Source organism: Actinosynnema sp. NPDC002837 (genome assembly GCF_040295345.1).
Taxonomy (GTDB): Bacteria; Actinomycetota; Actinomycetes; order Mycobacteriales; family Pseudonocardiaceae; genus Actinosynnema.
The window spans coordinates 229,292-246,891 of record NZ_JBEOVG010000004.1 but is presented as its reverse complement, the minus strand read 5'-3'; the positions used below and the strand labels follow the sequence as shown (position 1 = coordinate 246,891).

General features: G+C 72.1%; 19 protein-coding genes. 8 read left to right on the top strand and 11 right to left on the bottom strand.

All coding sequences use genetic code 11. The features are described 5' to 3' along the window. Positions 1-98 precede the first annotated feature (98 nt). The gene (locus ABTZ99_RS05245) at positions 99-1,226 is read right to left on the bottom strand and encodes an epoxide hydrolase family protein (protein ID WP_499608276.1); all 1,128 of its coding nucleotides are present in this window, start codon (positions 1,224-1,226) and stop codon (positions 99-101) included. A 63-nt stretch (positions 1,227-1,289) separates the two neighbouring features. Between ABTZ99_RS05245 and ABTZ99_RS05240 the strand changes: the two genes are divergently transcribed. Next, entirely contained in the window at positions 1,290-2,249 is a 960-nt protein-coding gene (locus ABTZ99_RS05240) for a helix-turn-helix transcriptional regulator (protein WP_499608275.1), read from the top strand. Here the strand turns inward: ABTZ99_RS05240 and ABTZ99_RS05235 are convergent. Continuing rightward, positions 2,236-2,409 carry a DUF397 domain-containing protein gene (locus ABTZ99_RS05235; RefSeq protein ID WP_499608273.1) on the bottom strand — a complete coding sequence of 58 codons (174 nt, stop codon included), beginning with the start codon at positions 2,407-2,409 and terminating at the stop codon, positions 2,236-2,238. The two genes, ABTZ99_RS05240 and ABTZ99_RS05235, sit on opposite strands and share 14 nt — an antisense overlap. A 15-nt stretch (positions 2,410-2,424) precedes the next feature. After that, positions 2,425-3,270, bottom strand: coding sequence for a helix-turn-helix domain-containing protein (locus ABTZ99_RS05230; RefSeq protein ID WP_498779156.1), 846 nt, complete (start codon positions 3,268-3,270; stop codon positions 2,425-2,427). A gap of 108 nt (positions 3,271-3,378) precedes the next feature. Here ABTZ99_RS05230 and ABTZ99_RS05225 point away from each other — a divergent pair, with 108 nt between their 5' ends. The 3 genes from ABTZ99_RS05225 (at position 3,379) to ABTZ99_RS05215 (ending at position 4,757) form a co-directional block, all read left to right on the top strand. Then, on the top strand, positions 3,379-3,666 hold the full coding sequence (locus tag ABTZ99_RS05225) for a hypothetical protein (protein WP_498779154.1): 288 nt from the start codon (positions 3,379-3,381) through the stop codon (positions 3,664-3,666). Beyond that, on the top strand, positions 3,666-4,136 hold the full coding sequence (locus ABTZ99_RS05220) for a helix-turn-helix domain-containing protein (protein WP_499608270.1): 471 nt from the start codon (positions 3,666-3,668) through the stop codon (positions 4,134-4,136). Before ABTZ99_RS05225 ends, ABTZ99_RS05220 begins: the two co-directional genes overlap by 1 nt. Before the next feature lie 72 nt (positions 4,137-4,208). Next, positions 4,209-4,757: a DedA family protein gene (locus ABTZ99_RS05215; protein WP_499608267.1), complete on the top strand. Its 549-nt coding sequence runs from the start codon at positions 4,209-4,211 to the stop codon at positions 4,755-4,757. Here the strand turns inward: ABTZ99_RS05215 and ABTZ99_RS05210 are convergent. Continuing rightward, positions 4,733-5,329: a TetR/AcrR family transcriptional regulator gene (locus ABTZ99_RS05210; protein ID WP_498779146.1), complete on the bottom strand. Its 597-nt coding sequence runs from the start codon at positions 5,327-5,329 to the stop codon at positions 4,733-4,735. The two genes, ABTZ99_RS05215 and ABTZ99_RS05210, sit on opposite strands and share 25 nt — an antisense overlap. A gap of 78 nt (positions 5,330-5,407) precedes the next feature. Here ABTZ99_RS05210 and ABTZ99_RS05205 point away from each other — a divergent pair, with 78 nt between their 5' ends. After that, the gene (locus ABTZ99_RS05205) at positions 5,408-5,971 is read left to right on the top strand and encodes a TIGR03086 family metal-binding protein (protein WP_498779145.1); all 564 of its coding nucleotides are present in this window, start codon (positions 5,408-5,410) and stop codon (positions 5,969-5,971) included. 125 nt (positions 5,972-6,096) lie between these two features. Then, the gene (locus tag ABTZ99_RS05200) at positions 6,097-6,384 is read left to right on the top strand and encodes a hypothetical protein (protein WP_498781686.1); all 288 of its coding nucleotides are present in this window, start codon (positions 6,097-6,099) and stop codon (positions 6,382-6,384) included. Here ABTZ99_RS05200 and ABTZ99_RS05195 read toward each other — a convergent pair. Continuing rightward, positions 6,381-6,809 carry a winged helix-turn-helix transcriptional regulator gene (locus tag ABTZ99_RS05195; RefSeq protein WP_499608263.1) on the bottom strand — a complete coding sequence of 143 codons (429 nt, stop codon included), beginning with the start codon at positions 6,807-6,809 and terminating at the stop codon, positions 6,381-6,383. The genes ABTZ99_RS05200 and ABTZ99_RS05195 overlap by 4 nt on opposite strands. Before the next feature lie 81 nt (positions 6,810-6,890). Here ABTZ99_RS05195 and ABTZ99_RS05190 point away from each other — a divergent pair, with 81 nt between their 5' ends. Further along, positions 6,891-7,592 carry an SDR family oxidoreductase gene (locus ABTZ99_RS05190; RefSeq protein ID WP_499608260.1) on the top strand — a complete coding sequence of 234 codons (702 nt, stop codon included), beginning with the start codon at positions 6,891-6,893 and terminating at the stop codon, positions 7,590-7,592. A gap of 43 nt (positions 7,593-7,635) precedes the next feature. Here ABTZ99_RS05190 and ABTZ99_RS05185 read toward each other — a convergent pair whose 3' ends face one another. From ABTZ99_RS05185 to ABTZ99_RS05165, 5 genes are all read right to left on the bottom strand, one after another. Then, a complete protein-coding gene (locus ABTZ99_RS05185) occupies positions 7,636-8,778 on the bottom strand; it encodes an ABC transporter ATP-binding protein (RefSeq protein WP_498781682.1) in 1,143 nt (380 codons plus the stop codon). Continuing rightward, entirely contained in the window at positions 8,775-9,773 is a 999-nt protein-coding gene (locus ABTZ99_RS05180; RefSeq protein ID WP_498781680.1) for an ABC transporter ATP-binding protein, read from the bottom strand. Before ABTZ99_RS05180 ends, ABTZ99_RS05185 begins: the two co-directional genes overlap by 4 nt. Before the next feature lie 6 nt (positions 9,774-9,779). After that, a complete protein-coding gene (locus ABTZ99_RS05175) occupies positions 9,780-10,706 on the bottom strand; it encodes an ABC transporter permease (RefSeq protein ID WP_230570077.1) in 927 nt (308 codons plus the stop codon). Beyond that, positions 10,703-11,707, bottom strand: coding sequence for an ABC transporter permease (locus tag ABTZ99_RS05170; protein ID WP_230570078.1), 1,005 nt, complete (start codon positions 11,705-11,707; stop codon positions 10,703-10,705). The genes ABTZ99_RS05175 and ABTZ99_RS05170 overlap by 4 nt, the downstream gene beginning before the upstream one ends. Before the next feature lie 72 nt (positions 11,708-11,779). Beyond that, a complete protein-coding gene (locus tag ABTZ99_RS05165; RefSeq protein ID WP_498781673.1) occupies positions 11,780-13,459 on the bottom strand; it encodes an ABC transporter substrate-binding protein in 1,680 nt (559 codons plus the stop codon). A gap of 231 nt (positions 13,460-13,690) precedes the next feature. Here ABTZ99_RS05165 and ABTZ99_RS05160 point away from each other — a divergent pair, with 231 nt between their 5' ends. Continuing rightward, complete coding sequence (locus ABTZ99_RS05160) at positions 13,691-16,951, top strand: AfsR/SARP family transcriptional regulator (RefSeq protein WP_499608255.1); 3,261 nt, start codon at positions 13,691-13,693, stop codon at positions 16,949-16,951. A gap of 171 nt (positions 16,952-17,122) precedes the next feature. On the opposite strand, the gene ABTZ99_RS05155 is transcribed toward ABTZ99_RS05160, so the two are convergent. After that, the gene (locus tag ABTZ99_RS05155) at positions 17,123-17,593 is read right to left on the bottom strand and encodes a uridine kinase family protein (protein ID WP_499608252.1); all 471 of its coding nucleotides are present in this window, start codon (positions 17,591-17,593) and stop codon (positions 17,123-17,125) included. Between the last annotated feature and the right edge of the window lie 7 nt (positions 17,594-17,600).

Sequence of the window (17,600 nt, the reverse complement as noted above, 5' to 3'; positions counted from 1 at the left end):
CCCGTGGGGTGCGCGCCGTGGTCGCAGTCAAACCCGGCGCACTGCGGTGGGGGGGGGCCCCGCAACGGGGGTGCCCGGGCACCGGCGAGGCGGACGGCTCAGCGCAGGACGGCGAAGAACTCGCGCACGTCGGTGACCAGCAGGTCCGGCCGTTCCATGGCCAGGAAGTGGCCGCCCTCGTCGAGCTCGGTCCAGCGCACGACGTGGTGCTCGCGTTCGGCCCACCGGCGGATCGACACGTCGTGGGCCGAGACCAGCACCCCCGTCGGCACGGTCCCGGGCGCCTGCTCGCCCCACCCCTTCGCGGAGATCTCCTCGTAGTAGACCTGCGCCGCCGACGCGGCCGTGCCCGTCAGCCAGTACAGCGAGACGTCGGTGAGGATGCGGTCCCGGTCGACGCCGTCCTCGGGCAGGCCGTCCGCCGGGTGGGTGAGCTCCTTGAACTTCTCCACGATCCACGCGAGCTGGCCCACCGGCGAGTCGTGCAGCCCGTAGGCCACCGTCTGCGGCCTCTTCGAGTTGCACTGCAGGTAACCGTCGTTGAAGTTCTCCATCGCCTCCCACCGCCGCTGCTCGACCTCGGTGAGGCCCTCGACCTCGCCGTCCGGGAACGTCAGCAGGGCGTTCAGGTGGACGCCCACCACCCGGTCGGGCGCCTGCCTGCCCATCTCCGGGCCGACCCACGCGCCGGTGTCGTAGCCCTGCACGCCGTACCGCTCGTACCCGAGCGCGGCCATCAGCTCGACCAGCACGCCGGCCATCCGCGCCGCGCCCATGCCCGGCCCGGCGAGCGGGGTGGAGAAGCCGAAGCCCGGCAGGGACGGGACGACCAGGTGGAACGCGCGGGCCGGGTCGCCGCCGTGCGCGCGGGGGTCGGACAGGGGGCCGATGACGTCGAGGAAGTCGGTGAACCCGCCCGGCCAGCCGTGCAGCAGCACGAGCGGCAGGGCGTCCGGTTCGGGTGAGCGGACGTGCAGGAAGTGCACGACCTGCCCGGCGACGGTGGCGAGGTGCTGCGGGTGGGCGTTGATCGCGGCCTCGTGCGCGCGCCAGTCGTAGGTCGTGCGCCAGTGCTCGGCGAGGTCCTTCAGGTAGCCCACCGGGACGCCCCGGCTCCAGCCGACGCCGGGCAGCTCGTCGGGCCAGCGGGTGTTGGCCAGGCGGGCGTCCAGGTCGTCGAGTTGCGCTTGGGGCACGTCGATGCGGAACGGGTGGATCTCGGTCATGGCGGCGACGGTAGGAGGCCCTTGGGACGGTTCCGGTCCTAACGATCGGGCAGGCTCGACGCCATGGTGGACACGTCCGCGCGGCTGCTCCGGCTGCTGTCGCTGTTGCAGGCCCGGTGCGACCGGTCCGGCGCCGAGCTGGCCGAACGGCTCGGCGTCACCACCCGCACCGTGCGCCGCGACGTCGAACGCCTGCGCGACCTCGGCTACCCCGTGCACGCGACCCGGGGCACCGCCGGCTACCGGCTCGGGGCGGGCGCCTCGCTGCCGCCGTTGCTGCTGGAGGACGACGAGGCGGTGGCCGTGGCGGTGGGCCTGCGCACGGCGGCGGGCGGTTCGGTGGCCGGGATCGAGGAGACGTCGGCGCGGGCGCTGGCCAAGCTGGAGCAGGTGCTGCCCGCGCGCCTGCGGCACCGGGTCGGCACGCTGCACTCGGCGACCGTCCGCGTCGGGGCGGGCGGGCCGCGGGTGGACCCGGACGTGCTCATGGCCATCGCGGACGCCTGCCGCCGGCACGAGTCGCTGCGGTTCGACTACACCAGCCCGCGCGGCGGCGCGACGACCCGGTCCGTGCAGCCGCACAGCCTCGTCAGCTCCACCCGGCACTGGTACCTGGTCGCCTGGGACACCGACCGCGACGACTGGCGCAGCTTCCGCGTGGACCGGCTGGCGCTGCGCACGCCGAACGGCCCGCGCTTCGCGCCGCGGGAGCCGCCCGACGGTGACGTGGGGGCGTACCTGGAGCACCGGCTCTCGGCGCGGGCGTGGCCGGTGCGGGCGACCGTGACGCTGCACGAACCGGCGGTCGCCGTGGCCGACCGGCTCTGGCCGGGCATGGGCGTGCTGGAACCCGTGGACTCGGGCAGCTGCCTGCTGCACGTCGGCGCGGAGACCGCCGTCGACCTGGTGTGGATGATCACGTCGGTGGACGTCGACTTCACCCTGACCGACGGCCCGCCCGAGCTGGTCGACGCGCTGAGCGCGCACGCCGACCGCTGCCTGCGGGCGGTCAGGAGGTCTTAGCGAGGAACGCCGCCCAGCGGTCGGTCGGGAAGGTCAACACCGGCCCGTCGGCGTTCTTCGAGTCCCGCACCCCGGTCACGGCGCCGGTGACGGCCACCTCGACGCAACTGCCGTTCTCCATCGAGTAGCTGGACTTGACCCAGCGGGCCGAGGTGGTCACGGCGGCCTCCTGTTGCTACAGCGCCCGGATCAGCGACGTGATCAGGGCCGCGGACTCGGGTGGGTCCAAGGCGATATCGCGAAGAGTCTTCGCAGTCATGCTATAGGCCCTGACCTTCGCCGAGTCGTTGAGATAGACCGCGTCCTCCTGCAGCTCCACGTACACCGTTTCGTCGAACTCCTCGAACCCGAACAAGGTGAACTCACCGGTGAGACCGGGGTGCATGCCGACCCGCGCCTCGATCACCTGGATGTCCACAGTGGGCAGTCTGGTCGCCTCCAGCAGGTGTTCCGCTTGCCGGCGCAGGACGTCCTTGCCACCGATGGGGCGGAGAAGCGCCGACTCCTCGATCACGAAGTGCAGCTTCAGCGGGTTCGCGTCGGCGGTGAGCCGCCGTTGGCGCTCCATGCGGAACGCCACCATCCGGTCCATGTCCACCGGTCGCACCCGGCGCGCCGAACTCGCCACGGCCGTGGCGTAGTCCTCGGTTTGCAGCAGGGCGTGCACGAAGAGGGGCGAGTACACGAAAGCCGACTCGGCCATTCCTTCCAGACCGGCGAAGAGGCGGAGCCAGTTGGGGATGACACCGGACCAAGGGGCCCACCAACTGCCGGTGTCGTCCGCCTCGGCCAACGCGATGATCCGCTCGACGCGGCCGGGGTCCGCGCCGTAGAAGGCGAGCAGCTTCGCGACCTCCTCGGGCGGCTGCCCGTAGCGGCCCGACTCCATGTTGCTGATCTTGCTCTCGGAGACGCCGAGGTGCGCGGCGCTGTGCTCCAACGTCTTCCGCGCCGCCTTGCGGTGGTTGCGGAGGGTCGCGCCGAGGAGCCACTTGAGTGCGACGGTGTCGCGTCGGGACATGACGGCCATCCTGCCGTGTCGCGGTGCACCCGATCAGGCGACTATCCCGCTCAAAGTATTTTGCCTTAGCTTTGACTGCCTTGATGATCCCCGCTCTCGGGAGGGCTCGTGTGGCAGGAACTGCATCTCCAGGTCAGGAACCGGCTGGCGGTGGTCGAAGGGGTCGCGACCGGCGGCGACGAGCGGGTGGTGGCGGACTTGGCGCGGTCCGAGGTCCCGCACCTCGTGGCGGCGATCCGCGTGCTGCTCGACGGGCACCGGCCGGACGTCGACGGCCACTGCCGCGCGTGCTGGGGCCGGAGGTGGTGGCAGCGGCCGACCGTGCCGTGTCGGCAGTACGTGCTGGCGCGCACGGCGTTGCTGGACCTGGCCGCGGACGCGCGGGAGGTGGCGTGATGGCGGTGCCGACGTTGCGGGGGCGGCTGCTGGGGCGGGAGGTCCGAGCGCTGCGCGAGGCGGCCGGGCTCGGGGTCGAGGAGGTGGCGGCCCGGTCACGGGGGTCGGTGCGGCAGATCGAGCGGGTCGAGGCCGGGTACGCGCCGGTCCGGTTCCCCGACCTGGTGGCGTGCGCGCCGGTGCTCGGGGACTCCTACCAGCGGCTGCTGAGGGTCTCGCAACAGGCGCACCTGCCCGAACTGCGGTGCGCGTGGGGCGACGAGGCGACCCGCGCGCTCGACCTGCTGCACGCGACGGCCACCGGGGTGCACACGGTCGGGGGCGGGGCGCGGCCGTTCACGTTGTTCCTCATGCCGGAGGGGGCGGACGTCGTGTTCCACGCGCACCTGGCCTCCGCGTTCTTCACCGAAGACCTCGGCGAGATCAGTGCCGCGCATCACATCATCGAGGCCCTGCCAGCGGATATGTGACGGTGAGCTAACGGGTTGCTGAAGACCTCCTCAGGTCGGAGATGATCCGGAACTCCCCCGCGTTCGGAGATCATGACCGCGTTCGTGGTGCTGTTCGTCGTCGCCGTCGTGCCGCTCGCGCCGACCGAGGCCGTGCTGATCGGCTACGGCGTGCTGGCCGCCTCCGGCGAGCTGTCGCTGACGGCCGTGATCGCCGTGGCGGCCCTCGGCTGCACCCTCTCCGACTTCGTCAACTTCGGCGTCGGGCGCGGGGTCGGGTTGCGGGCGCTCGAGCGGGTCGGGAGGCGGCCCGGTCCGCGGGCGGTGATCGCGTGGACGGCGGAGAGGCTGGCCACGCGCGGCGAGTCGATCCTGGTCGCGGTGCGGTTCGTGCCCGGCGGCGGGCTGGTCGGTGCGGTCCTGGCCGGGTCGCTGCGGTGGCGCCTGCGGCGGTTCGCGCCGATCGCGGCGGTCGGCGCCACGCTGTGGAGCGCCTACACGGCCACGCTCGGGTACTTCGGCGGGCAGCTCTTCACCGACCCGGTGGTGGCCACGCTGGTCTCGTTCGCGGTGGCGACGCTGGTCGGCGTGCCGATCGGGATGGCGGTGAGGGCCGCTCAGCGCCGGGCCGTGGCCGCCTGAGCCAAGCGGTTGCGCACCGCGACCCGGGCCCGCTCGTACGCGTGCGGGTCGTCGTGCAGGACCGACTGGGCGTTGGCCATCTCCAGGAACGCGACCAGCTCGAACGCCAACTGGTCCGGGTCGGCGACCTCCGGGATCGCGGCGACGGTCTCGCGGACGTAGGAGTTCCACTCGCGCCCGTACCCGGCGATCGCGTCGCGCACCCGTCCCGGCCGGGCGTCGAACTCGGCCTGCACGGCGTAGAAGAAGCACCCGCCGGGGAACGTGCGGTTCTCCGAGTACGCCAGCCACCGGTCCAGCAGCGCCGCCAGCCGGGCCGGGCCCGGGGGCTCGGTCACCGGCTCCACGACCTCGCGCGCGAAGATCGCCGCCGCCGCGCGCACGGTCGAGAGCTGCAGCTCCTCCTTCGACCCGAAGTGCGCGAACACGCCGCTCTTGCTGACCTCCAGCTCGGTGGCCAACCGCCCGATCGACAGGCCCTCCAGCCCTTCCACCGACGCGATCTCCGCCGCCCGCCGCAGGATCTGCCGCCGCGTCTGCTCGCCGCGCTCCACCCGTCCGTCGACCTTCACGTCCTCCACGCTAGCCCCCTTGACCACTCGCAAACTAATTGTACGATCGTTCGTACAACTTGAGGGGTGGATGGACACATGGATCTCCTGGACCTGAACCGGTCGTCGCTCGACCTCAACCTGAAGCTCATGGCCGAGCTGGACGAGTCGCACCTGGACCTGCCCACGCCGTGCGCCGGCTGGACCGTCTACGAACTGCTGCGCCACCAGGTCGAGTCCACGCTGGCGTTCACCGCGTCCGTCCGCGGCACGGCCGTCGACGCGCCGGCGAGCGACGACCTGACCGTCGCCTACCGGGTCGCGACCGACGCGGTCACCGAGGCGTTCCGCGCGGACGGCGTGCTGGAGCGCGAGGCCGAGTTCCCCAACTACGGCCTGCGCCGCGGCCGCGAGCTGGTGGCCGGGCACTTCATCGACAACCTCGTGCACGCCTGGGACCTGTCCCGCGCGATCGGCGTGGACAGCACGCTGGACACCGAACTCGCCACGGCCGCCTACCGGATGTCGCGGTACTTCCCGACCACGCCGGACGTCCGAGGGCCGGGAGCCGCGTTCGCGATGCCGGTCGCGGTGCCGGAGGACGCGCCGATCACCGACCGCCTCGTCGGCCTGCTCGGCCGTTCGCCGAACTGGCCGGCGTGACGTGACCACCGGGTCGGGGGCGCCACCACAGGGGGAGGCGCCCCCGACCCGCTACCCCGGTAGCACGCCGGGGATGGCTCCGCGGTGTGACGACCCGCGCCTCGCGCGCGCCTAGCGTTCGTGCCGTGAAAACCCTCGGCATCCACCCGCGACCCGGGATCCTCCGCGCGCTCGTCGCCGCGATCCCCGTGCTGCTCGCCCTCTACCTGGTGGCACGGGGCTGGTTCTACCCGCTCTGGCCGGACACCGTCGGCGCGATCGGCCACCCGTTCACCGCCGACCCCGGCCTCGGCGGCGCGTGGGGCGGGCCCACCCTCGCCGGCGCGTGGCTCGTGCACGCCCTCATCGCGCTCGCCGTCCAGGCCGGCTGCCTGGTCGTCGTCCGGGTGCTCTACCGGCCCGTGAGCCGCTAACCCTGCTCCGGGTGCACGTCGCCCGCGGGCACCACGGCGCCTTCGCCGTCGACGAACCGCACGTTGACCCGACGCCCGTCGTCGGTCCGGTAGACGACCGTGGACACGGTGTCCGGCAGGTGCTCGTCGCCCCACTCCTGCAAGGCGCACAGCACCAGGTTCACCCGCCGGCCCGCCTCGGTGAGGCAGTAGGCGTCGCGCGGGCGCTGCCCCGGCTCCCGGTAGGACCGCCGGACCAGCAGGCCGCTGTCGACCAGCTTCGCGAGCCTCGCCGTGAGCACGTCGGAGGCGATGCCGAGGCGCGCGCGGAACTCCGAGAAGCGGGTCGCGCCGGCGAGGGCCTCGCGCAGCACGAGGAACGTCCAGCGCTCGCCGACGAGGTCCACCGCCTTGACCAAGGAGCAGTTCTCGTCCGGTGGCGTCACCGCCCCAGTATGGCTCGGTTGTGCATCCCAAGCCAGCCAGGCTAGGTTGGCAAAGCCAACTCACCCCTGGGAGAACCCTCCATGAAGATCGCCAACTCGGTCGCCCTGGTCACGGGGGCCAACCGCGGCCTCGGCCTGCACTTCGCGCGGCAGTTGCGGGAGCGGGGCGCGGCGAAGGTCTACGCCACCGCGCGCGACGCCGGCTCGATCGACCTGCCGGGCGTCGAGGTGCTGACCCTGGACATCACCGACCCGGCCGCCGTCACCGCCGCGGCCTCGGCCGCCGGTGACGTCACCCTGCTGGTCAACAACGCGGGCATCATCACCGGCGAGAACCTGGTCACCGGCGACCCCGCCGCGATCCGGCTGGAGATGGACACGCACTTCTACGGCACGTTGGCGATGATCCGGGCGTTCGCGCCGGTCCTCGCGGCCAACGGCGGCGGCGCGATCGTGAACGTGCTCTCGTCGATGTCGTGGGTGTCCTACGACCGCGCCACCGCGTACAGCGCGGCCAAGGCGGCGCAGTGGAGCCTCACCAACGGCGTGCGGGTGGAGCTCGCGGGCCAGGGCACGCTGGTCACCGGCGTGCACCTGGGCCCGACGGACACCGACATGACCGCGAGCATGGACGTGCCGAAGAACGATCCCGCGGACGTCGTGCGCGCCGCGCTGGACGGCGTCGAGGCCGACCTCGTCGAGGTGCTGGCCGACCAGGGCGTGGTCGACCTGAAGGCCGCGCTGGCCGCCGACCCGCGCACCCTCTACCCGCAGGTGGTCTGAACACCGGTCCGGGGGCGCCGGTCGGCGCCCCCGGACGCGGGACTCACGGGTTCAACGCCTCCGTCATCGAGGCGGGTCCGACCAGGGGGATGTCCGGCGAGATGCCGCCCTCCTCCACCAGCTCGGCCTTGACCTCGTGCGGCCGGATCTTGCCGGCCCGGATGTCCTCCGCCCAGTGGCACGCGACCTTGTGCCCCGGCAGCACCTCGCGCAGCGCGGGCCGCTCGGTGTCGCACCGGGTCGCCTGCTTCCACGGGCAGCGCGTGTGGAAGCGGCAGCCCGTCGGCGGGTTGGCGGGCGAGGGCAGGTCGCCGGTGAGCAGGATCCGCTCGCGCTCGTCCTCCACCACCGGGTCCGGCACGGGGATCGCGGACAGCAACGCCCTGGTGTACGGGTGCAGCGGCTCGGCGTAGAGGGCGTCCGAGGTCGCCTCCTCCACCAGCCCGCCCAGGTACATCACGCCGACCCGGTCGGAGATGTGCCGCACCACGGCGAGGTCGTGCGCGATCACCAGGTAGGTGAGCCCGAACTCGTCCTGGAGGTCCTCCAGCAGGTTGACCACCTGCGCCTGCACCGACACGTCCAGCGCGGACACCGGCTCGTCGGCGATGATCAGGTCCGGCTCGACCGCCAGCGCCCGCGCGATGCCGATGCGCTGCCGCTGGCCGCCGGAGAACTCGTGCGGGTACTTGCGCAGCGACGTGGACGGCAGGCCGACCGCCGACAGCAGCTCGCGCAAGCGCTTGCCCGTCGACTCGCGACCCTTGTCCAGGCCGTGCGCCCGCAGGCCCTCGACCAGCAACGAGTCCACCGACTGCCGCGGGTCCAGGGACGACATGGGGTCCTGGAACACCATCTGCATCCGGCGGCGCATCCGGCGCAGTTCCTCGCCCTTGAGCCCGACCAGGTCCGTGCCGTCGAACAGCACGCGGCCGTCGGTCGGCTCGACCAGCCGCAGCATGCCGCGGCCCAGGGTCGACTTGCCGCAGCCGGACTCGCCGACCAGGCCGTAGGTCTCGCCGCGGTTGATCCGCAGGTCCACGCCGTCGACCGCGTACACGTGGCCGACCGTGCGGTCGACCAGCAGGCCTCGCTTGATCGGGAAGTGGATCTTCAGGCCCTCGACCGACACCAGCGTGTCGCCCGTGGGCGCGTCGGCGGCTGCCGGTTCGACAGCGGCGGTCATGCGGGCACCTCCTGGGCGGCGGGCGTTCCCGGCAGCACCGGGTTGTGGCAGCGCAGCGAGCGCACGTCACCGGCCTCCAGCTCGGGCGTGACCTCGCGGCACACCGCCAGCGCGTTGGGGCAACGGGGGGCGAACGCGCACCCGTGGTCCCACGGGATGTTGTCGGCCACCGAACCCTTGATCGGGACGAGCTTCTCGCCACGCGCGCCGTCGAGCCGCGGGATCGACGCCAGCAGGCCGTGCGTGTACGGGTGCCGCGGCTCGGCGAACAGCGGGTACCGCTCCGCCTTCTCCACCACCCGGCCGCCGTAGAGCACGTTGACCTCGTCGCACAGCCCCGCCACGACGCCCAGGTCGTGCGTGATCATGATCAGCGCCGTGCCCAGGTCCTGCACGAGCTCCTTGAGCAGGGCGAGGATCTGCGCCTGGATCGTCACGTCCAGCGCCGTGGTCGGCTCGTCGGCGATGAGCAGCCGCGGCCGGCACGCCAGCGCGATGGCGATCAGCGCGCGCTGCCGCATGCCGCCGGAGAGCTGGTGCGGGTACTCGCTCAGCCTGCGCCCCGGGTCGGGGATGCCGACCCGGCCGAGCAGGTCGGCCGCCTCCACCATCGCCGCCTTGCGGGACATGCCGCGGTGCCGTTCCAGCACCTCGGTGACCTGCAAGCCGATCGGGATCACCGGGTTGAGCGACGACAGCGGGTCCTGGAACACCATGCCCAGGTCGCGGCCACGCCGGTTGCGCATCTCCTTGTCGCTCAGGGTGAGCAGGTCGGTGCCCTCGAACCGGACGGAGCCGGTGACCTTGTTGCCGCGCGAGGGCAGCAGGCCCATGATCGCCAGCGACGTCACGGACTTGCCGCAGCCGGACTCGCCGACCAGGCCCACCGTCTGCCCGGGGTCGACGTCGAAGGAGACGCCGTCCACGGCGGTGAAGGGCTCGGTGCCCCTGCGCTGGAAGACCACCCGCAGATCACGCACTTCGAGCAACGCCATCGCGGTTCACCTCCGGTTCTTCGGGTCGAGCGCCTCGCGCAGCGCCTCGCCGAGCAGCGTGAAGCCCAGCGCGACGATGATGATGGCGATGGCCGGGTAGAACGCCAGCTCCGGCTTGACGTCGATGTAGCGCTGCGAGTTGCCGAGCATCAGCCCCCACTCGGCCCGGGACGGGTCCGGGTCGCCGAGGCCGAGGAACGACAGCGACGCCGCCTCGATGATCGCGGTCGCCAGGGTCAGCGTCGACTGCACGATGACCGGGCCGAGCGAGTTCGGCAGCATGTGCCGGAACACGACGGTCCGCCGCCGCACGCCCAGCGCCGTCGCCGCGAGCACGTGGTCGCTGTGCCGTTGCGCGAGCATGGCGCCGCGCAGCAGCCGGGCGAAGATCGGCACGGTGGTCACCGCGACCGCGATGATCACCGTGGTCTGGCTGCCCCGGCTCGCCAGCGCCGCGATCGAGATGGCCAGCAGCAGGCTGGGGATCGACAGCATGATGTCGGTGAACCGCATCAGCCAGCTGTCCACCCAGCCGCCGAACGCCCCGGCCGCGCCGCCGATGAGCATGCCGAGCGCCAGGCCGATCAAGGTCGCGCCGACGCCGACGATCAGCGACTGCTGCGCGCCGACGAGCAGCCGGCTGAAGAAGTCGCGGCCCAGCTCGTCGCCGCCCAGCAGGAACCCCGGCATCGGGCCGGGGATGAAGTCCGGCCGCAGGTCCTCCAGCAGTTCCGGGTAGCGCTGGTAGGGGTCCTTCGGCGCGATGAACGGCGCGATGATCGCCAGCACCAGGAACATCAGCACCAGGAACGCGCCGATCAGGGCGACCGGGCTGCGCAGCATCCGCCGCAGCGCGTCGGCGGCCAGGCTCGTGCCCGCCGACTCCGCCAGGGCGTCCACCCGCTGCTGCTTGCGCTTGAGGAGACTGGTCATGATGCCCGCACCCTCGGGTCGATGATCGCGTAGGAGATGTCGACCAGCAGGTTGACGAGCACGTAGACCACCGCCGCGAGCAGCAGCAACGCCTGCAGGCGCGGGTAGTCCCGGCGCTCGATCCCCTGGGCCAGCAACGATCCGAGCCCGCCCCACACGAACACCCGCTCGGTGAGCACGGCGCCGCCCAGCAGCAGACCGGTCTGGAGGCCGATCGTGGTCGACACCGGCAGCATCGCGTTGCGCAGCACGTGCCGGCGGCGGACCAGCGTCGCCTGCAGGCCCTTGGCGTTGGCCGTGCGGACGAAGTCCTCGTTGAGCACGTCGAGCACCGAGGCGCGGGTGATCCGCACGATGACGGCGAGCGGGATGGTGCCCAGCGCGATCGCGGGCAGCACAAGGTGCCACAGCGCGTCGGCCGCGGCGTCCCACTCCTGGGTCAGCAGGCCGTCGAGCACGGCGAAGTTCGTGACGTGCGTCGGGTCGATGGTGACGTCCTGCCTGCCCGACGGCGGGAACAGCGCCAGGTCCTGCGCGAACAGCTGCTTGAGCAGGATGCCGAGGAAGAACACCGGCACGGCGACGCCGACCAGCGTGCCGATGACGGTGGCGTTGTCCAGGAACCGCCCCCGGTAGCTGGCGGCCAGGTAGCCGAGCGGGATGCCGAGCACCACGGCGAACAACAACGCGGTCAGGCCCAGCTCGATGGTGGCGGGCAGCGCGCGGCCGATCTCGGCCACCACCGGCTCACCGCTGATCAAGGAGCTGCCGAAGTCACCGCTGAGGATGCGGCCCATGAACTTGAGGTACTGGATGAAGATCGGTTGGTCGAGGCCGAGGACCTTGTTGAGCGCCTCGATCTTCTCCGGGGTCGCCTTGTCGCCGAGCAGCGCGCCGGCCGGGCCGCCGGGCAGCGACCGCAGCCAGACGAAGACCAGCAGCGACAGGATCAGCAGTGTGGGGATCGCCTGGAGCAGGCGACGGACTATGAATCGCAGCATGATGGAAGCCCTCTGGACAGCACGGGTGGTGACGCCCGGATCACGAGCGCCACCACCCGCCTACCGTTCGGTTCAGCCCTTGCTCACCGTGTCGAAGCGCTCGTCGGTCAGCGGGCTGGGCACGAGGCCCGAGATCTTGCTGCTGACCACGATCGCGGGCGGCGAGTGGGACACCGGGATCGCGGGCAGGTACTTGCTCATGAGGTCGCGGCTCACCTGCTTGTAGGCGTCCGCGTGCTTGTCCTGGTCGACCACGCCGTCGGCCGCGGCGATGGCGTCGAACATCGACTGGTCGCCGAAGCCGAACTCCTTCTTCTCCCGACCGAAGAAGGTGCCGACGAAGTTGCCGGCGTCGTTGTAGTCGCCGGTCCAGCCGAGCAGGTGCAGGTCGTGCTTGCCGAGCTTCTGCACGTCGTCCTTGTAGCCGCCGTTCCACGGGCGGGAGACGATCTCGGCGTTGATGCCCGCGGCCTTCAGGTCGTCGACGATCACCGCCGCGATCTCGGACGGGTTCGGCATGTACGGCCGGCTGACCTCGGTGGGCACGTAGAACTTCAGGCTCAGGTTCGACACGCCGGCCTGCGTGAGCAGGTCCTTGGCCTTGGCCACGTCGTGCGGGTACTGCTGCACGTCCTCGGCGTAGCCCGCGACGGTCTTCGGCATGAACTGCGTCGCCACCTCGGCGCCCAGCGGCAGCTTGGTCTTGACCAGCTGCTCGCGGTTGACGGCGTAGGCGATGGCCTGGCGGACCCGCAGGTCCTTCAGCGCCGGGTTGTTCGCGCCGTTGATGCCCAGGTAGAGGATGTTGAACGCGGGCCGCGGCGTGACGTTGAAGCCGTCGGTCTTCAGCGAGTTGTAGTCCGCCGGGCTCGGGAAGTCGTAGCCGTCGATCGTGCCGGCCTTGAGTTCCTGCTTGCGCGCGTTCTCATCGGGGATGATCTTGAAGATCAGCTTGTCGAGCTTGGCCTTCTCGCCCCAGTAGTCGTCGTTGCGGACCAGGGTGATGGTCTTGTTGGCCTTGTCGAACTTCTCCAGCTTGAACGCGCCGGTACCGGTCGGGTGCTCGGTCGCGTAAGCCGGATAGGTGAACGAGTCACCCGACTGCACGACGTTGTCCGCGTCGTACTTCTTCAGCGCCTCGGGGCTGGAGATGGACAGCGCGGTCAAACCGAAGGCGGCCGGGAAGGCGCCCTTGTACTTGTTGAGGTTCAGCACGGCGGTGTGCTCGTCCTTGGCCTCGCAGGACTTGTAGACCGGCTCGCCCGCCGCGTCGCCCTCGTTCTTGGCGAAGCCCTCGAACACGTCGCCGTAGTAGATCATCTGGCTCTGGGCGGCGGCGCCCTTCATGTTGAACCAGCGGTCCATGTTGAAGCAGACGGCCGCGGCGTCGAACGCCGTGCCGTCGTGGAACTTGACGCCCTTGCGCAGGTCGAACGTCCACGACTTGCCGTCTTCGCTGGGCGTCCACTTCTCCGCGAGACCCGGCGCGAGGTCGGCGGTGCCCCGCTTGTAGGTGACCAGCGTGTCGAACATCTGGCGGATGGGGCGGAAGCTCTCGCCGTCGTCGTTGAAGATCGGGTCGAAGTTCTTGGGCTCGCCCGCGGCGCCGAAGACCATCGTGCCGCCGACCTTGCCGGACCCCGAGTCGTCGCCGCGCTCGGATTGGGCACAGGCCGACAGTGCCAGTGCCGCGACGCCGGTCAGGCCGATCGCGGCCAACCATCGGCGCCGGGCCGTTCGAGATTGAAGCATTTGACACACCCCTAGGGAAATCCGGGATCTCACGGTGTGGTCACGGACCCTAACCGGTCACCACAACCCTTCCGACTCGTCCGAGGTCACGATCCGGCCACGTGAATCAGCATTAACACACGTCCCGCGCACCTTCGCTGACCCAAAGTGACCACGTCGGATCGGGCAAACACCCTCCTACGCTGTACAACGGACAACAGAAACCCGCACACGCGCGGAGGGAGGTCGCTGGTGAGCCCTGTGGTCGAGTTCCGCGTCCTCGGCCCGTTGCAGGTGCTGGTCGACGGCGAGCAGGTCGTGGTGCGGGCGGGCCGGCAGAGGTCCCTGCTTGTGTCTCTTCTCATGCGCGCCGGCGCCGGCGTCTCGGTCGACGAGCTCGCGGAGCACATCTGGGGCGCCGACCCTCCCGCGCGGGCCCGGGGCACGCTGCAGACCTACGTGATGAGACTTCGGCAGGTGCTCGGACCGGCGGTGCCGATCCGGACCGTGCCCGACGGCTACCTGATCGACGTCGACGAGCGCACCATCGACGTGATGCGGTTCGAGCAGCTCGTCGAGGAGGGCGAGCGGGAGCGGGCCGCGGGCAGGCTGGAGTCGGCGTCGGCGATCTTCACCGCGGCGCTGGCGCTGTGGCGCGGGCCCGCGATGGTGGACGTGCCGTCGGAGGTGCTGCACCGCGACGAGGTGCCGCGCCTGGGTGAACGGCGGCTGCACGTCGAGGAACGCCGGGTCGAGGTCGACCTCGAGCTGGGCCGCCACGCCGAGCTGATCCCCGAGCTGTCCCGGCTGACCAGCGAGCACCCGCTGCGGGAGCGGCTGTGGGCGCAGCTGATGGTCGCGCTGTACCGGTCCGGGCGGCAGGCCGACGCGCTCGGCGCGTACCGGCGGGTCAGCGGGCTGCTGGCCGAGCAGCTCGGCATCGACCCCGGCGACGAGCTGCGGCGCGTGCACCAGCAGGTGCTCGGCGGTTCGTCGTCGCTCGACCTGGGGCAGAACGCGCCCGCCGCGCGGCGCGACCGGGTGGTGCCCTCGCAGCTGCCCGCCGACATCGGCGACTTCGTGGGCCGTGAGCAGGCCGTTCAGCTGATCGAGGCGTTGCTGCGGACCGCGCAGGGCGTGCCCGTGGTCACGCTGGCCGGGCCGCCGGGCGTCGGCAAGACGGCGCTGGCCGTGCACACGGCGCACAAGATGCGGCACTGCTTCCCCGACGGGCAGCTGTACGTCAACCTGCGCGGTTACGCCCAGGGCCCGCCGTTGAGCGCGGTGGACGTGCTGCCGCGGTTCCTGCGCGCGCAGGGCGTGCCGCCCGAGTCCGTGCCGCTCGACCAGGACGAGCAGGAGGCGATGTTCCGGTCGCGGCTGACCGACCAGCAGGTGCTGCTGGTGCTGGACAACGCGGCCAACGCCGAGCAGATCCGGCCGCTGCTGCCCGGCTCGCCGGGGTGCGCGGTGCTCGTGACCAGCCGCGACACGCTGCGCGGGCTGGCGGTCAGCCACGCCGCGTCCAACGTGCGGCTCGACGTGCTCGACCGGTCCGAGACGCGGGCGCTGCTGGCCGGGATGCTCGGCGACGACGTGGTGGCGTCGCAGTCCGCGGCGGCCGACGAGCTGGCCGAGCTGTGCGCGCACCTGCCGCTGGCGCTGCGGATCGCGGCGGCGAACCTGCTGTCCCGGCCGGAGATCACCATCGCGTCCTACGTGGAGGAGCTGCGTGCGGGCAACCGGCTCGCGGCGCTGGCCGTGGAGGGTGACGAGCGGGCGGCCGTGCACGCGGCGTTCGACCTGTCGTACACGGCGCTGAAGCCGGAGCTGGCGTCGCTGTTCCGGCTGCTGTCGCTGGCGCCGGGCGACATCACGCCGGACGTGGCGGCGGCGTTGGGCGGGCTGACCACGCAGGACGCGCGGCGGCGGCTCGACCGGCTGGCCACGGCGAACCTCGTGGACAACCACGCGCCCGGCCGCTACCAGTTCCACGACCTGCTGCGGGACTACGCGACCGAGCGGCGCGGGATCGAGGACGACCCGGAGGAGAGCGCGCAGGCGTCGCGGCGGCTGCTGGACTGGTCGATCCGATCGGTGGACAACGCCACGGACGCGTTCAAGAGCACCTTGCTGCGGCTGCCGCGCACCGACGTCGTGCCGGGCGTGACACCGCGCCTGTTCTCCACCTCGGCGGAGGCCCTGGCCTGGCTGGACGCCGAGCGCGGCAACCTGGTCGGGCTCGTCGTGCACGCCGCCGACCGCCAGCCCGACGGCGACGTGTGGCAGCTGGCCGACGCGCTGCGGCGGTACTTCTACACGATCGGGTTGCCGGTGGAGTGGCTGGCGACCGCGAAGGCCGGCCTGTCGGTCGCGCAGTCCTCCCAGGACGCCCTCGGCGAGGTGGCGATGCTGTCGTCGCTCGGCACGCTGTACTGGGCGATCGGACAGCACCGGGTGGCCGTCGACTACTTCCGGCGCGCGATCCCGATCCAGCAGCGCACCGGCGCCGCGCCCGCCGTCGAGGCCGCCGTGCTGGCGAACCTCGGCGCGGTCTGCATCGACATCGGCGACCTGGAGCAGGCCGCCGAGCACCTGGAGCGCGCGCTCGTGATCACGCGGGCCATCGGCGCGTTGCAGCAGGAGGGCATCGCCCAGCTCAACCTCGGCGGGGTCTACATGCAGCTCGGTCAGCTGGACCGGGCGGTGTCGTCGTTCGAGGGCGCGCTGGACGTCGGCAACCGGCTCGGCGCGTGGATGACGCAGGCCGACAGCCACCGCGCGCTGGCCGAGGTGCACCTGTTCCTGGGTCAGCCGCAACGTGCCGCCGAGCTGTACCAGCGGTGCGGCGAGCTGTACGAACGGGCCGGCGCGCGTGGGTTCGCCCACTTCTCGCACGAGGGCTTGGCGCTGGCGCACGTGATGAGGGGCCAGTGGGCCGACGCCGCGCGCGAGGCCGGGCGGGCGGTGGCCATCGCGGAGGAGCTGGGCAACCTGAAGGGGTTGTGCGACGCGAAGAACGCCCTCGGTGAGGCGTTGTGCGGGTTGGGCAGGCTGGAGGAGGCCGTCGAGCACACGACGGAGGCGCTGCGGATCGCCGAGGAGACGGGCTACCCGCTGGGCATCTGCGCGGCGCGGCGGAGCCTGGCGCTGACCCACCACGCGGCGGGCCGGCTGGACGAGGCGCGCTACTCGGCGAGCCAGGCGCTGGACAGCGCCGTCCGGTACCGACTGCGGATCGCCGAAGTGGACGTGCTGGCCGTGCTCGGGCGGATCAGGCTCGACCAGGGTGACGCGGCGCAGGCGCTGGACCTGGCGCTGCGGTGCCTGGAGCTGAGCGGGACCACGGGGCAGCGGTGCGTGCACGCGCGGGCCGCCCACCTGGCAGGCGACGTCCTGGCCACCACCGGCGACGACGCCGAGGCGCGCCGGCACTGGCGGACGGCACTGGAGTGGTTCACCGCGATCGGATCGCCGGACGCGGACGTGGTGCGGGCCTCGCTCGACGGGTGACCCGGCCGACGTGTCGGTGCGGCTTCGGGCTGGGCGCGGCTTCGGACCGGTGCGGCTCGGTCGGGCGCGGCTTCGGTCGGTGCGGGCCTGGTCAGGCGCGGGTCCGGTCGGGCATCGGCACGGTCGGGCGCGGGCTCGGGCAGGCGCGGCTTCACCCGGGCGTGGGGCCGGTCAGTCGGGTGTGACGATCCGGTCGGCGCGGGACTTCGTGGCGTCCACGGCGAACCAGCCGCGTTCGAACGCCTGCCAGCGCCGCAGGTGCGCGCGGCTCGCCTCGCCGTCCCGCTCGACGGCCCGGCGCAGCCGCTCCTCCGGGTCGGGCACCTCGACCCAGATCGCCTCGTCCAGCTCCCGCGCGATCGAACGCCGGGCCGCCGAGACGCCCTCGATGACCAGCACCTCCGGCGCCGGCACGTGCACCACCTCGCCGAGGCGCGGCACGCCGCCGGTCCACTCCATGCGCCGGTAGCGGGCCTCGCGGCCGTGCCGGAGCGGGTCGAGGACCTCGGTGACCAGGCGCGGCCACCACGACACCGGGTCGGTCCAGGTGGCGAAGTGGTCGGTCGGCACCACGGTCGCGCCCAGCTCCGACGCCAGGCGCGCCGCGAACGTCGACTTGCCCGAGCCCGAGGGCCCGTCCACCGCGACG

Bases quoted from the DNA above. Each gene is read 5' to 3' on its own strand.
- ABTZ99_RS05245 (WP_499608276.1), bottom strand. From the start codon at position 1,226: ATGACCGAGATCCACCCGTTCCGCATCGACGTGCCCCAAGCGCAACTC.
- ABTZ99_RS05240 (WP_499608275.1), top strand. From the start codon at position 1,290: ATGGTGGACACGTCCGCGCGGCTGCTCCGGCTGCTGTCGCTGTTGCAG.
- ABTZ99_RS05230 (WP_498779156.1), bottom strand. From the start codon at position 3,270: ATGTCCCGACGCGACACCGTCGCACTCAAGTGGCTCCTCGGCGCGACC.
- ABTZ99_RS05220 (WP_499608270.1), top strand. From the start codon at position 3,666: ATGGCGGTGCCGACGTTGCGGGGGCGGCTGCTGGGGCGGGAGGTCCGA.
- ABTZ99_RS05215 (WP_499608267.1), top strand. From the start codon at position 4,209: ATGACCGCGTTCGTGGTGCTGTTCGTCGTCGCCGTCGTGCCGCTCGCG.
- ABTZ99_RS05205 (WP_498779145.1), top strand. From the start codon at position 5,408: ATGGATCTCCTGGACCTGAACCGGTCGTCGCTCGACCTCAACCTGAAG.
- ABTZ99_RS05190 (WP_499608260.1), top strand. From the start codon at position 6,891: ATGAAGATCGCCAACTCGGTCGCCCTGGTCACGGGGGCCAACCGCGGC.
- ABTZ99_RS05185 (WP_498781682.1), bottom strand. From the start codon at position 8,778: ATGACCGCCGCTGTCGAACCGGCAGCCGCCGACGCGCCCACGGGCGAC.
- ABTZ99_RS05180 (WP_498781680.1), bottom strand. From the start codon at position 9,773: ATGGCGTTGCTCGAAGTGCGTGATCTGCGGGTGGTCTTCCAGCGCAGG.
- ABTZ99_RS05175 (WP_230570077.1), bottom strand. From the start codon at position 10,706: ATGACCAGTCTCCTCAAGCGCAAGCAGCAGCGGGTGGACGCCCTGGCG.
- ABTZ99_RS05170 (WP_230570078.1), bottom strand. From the start codon at position 11,707: ATGCTGCGATTCATAGTCCGTCGCCTGCTCCAGGCGATCCCCACACTG.
- ABTZ99_RS05165 (WP_498781673.1), bottom strand. From the start codon at position 13,459: ATGCTTCAATCTCGAACGGCCCGGCGCCGATGGTTGGCCGCGATCGGC.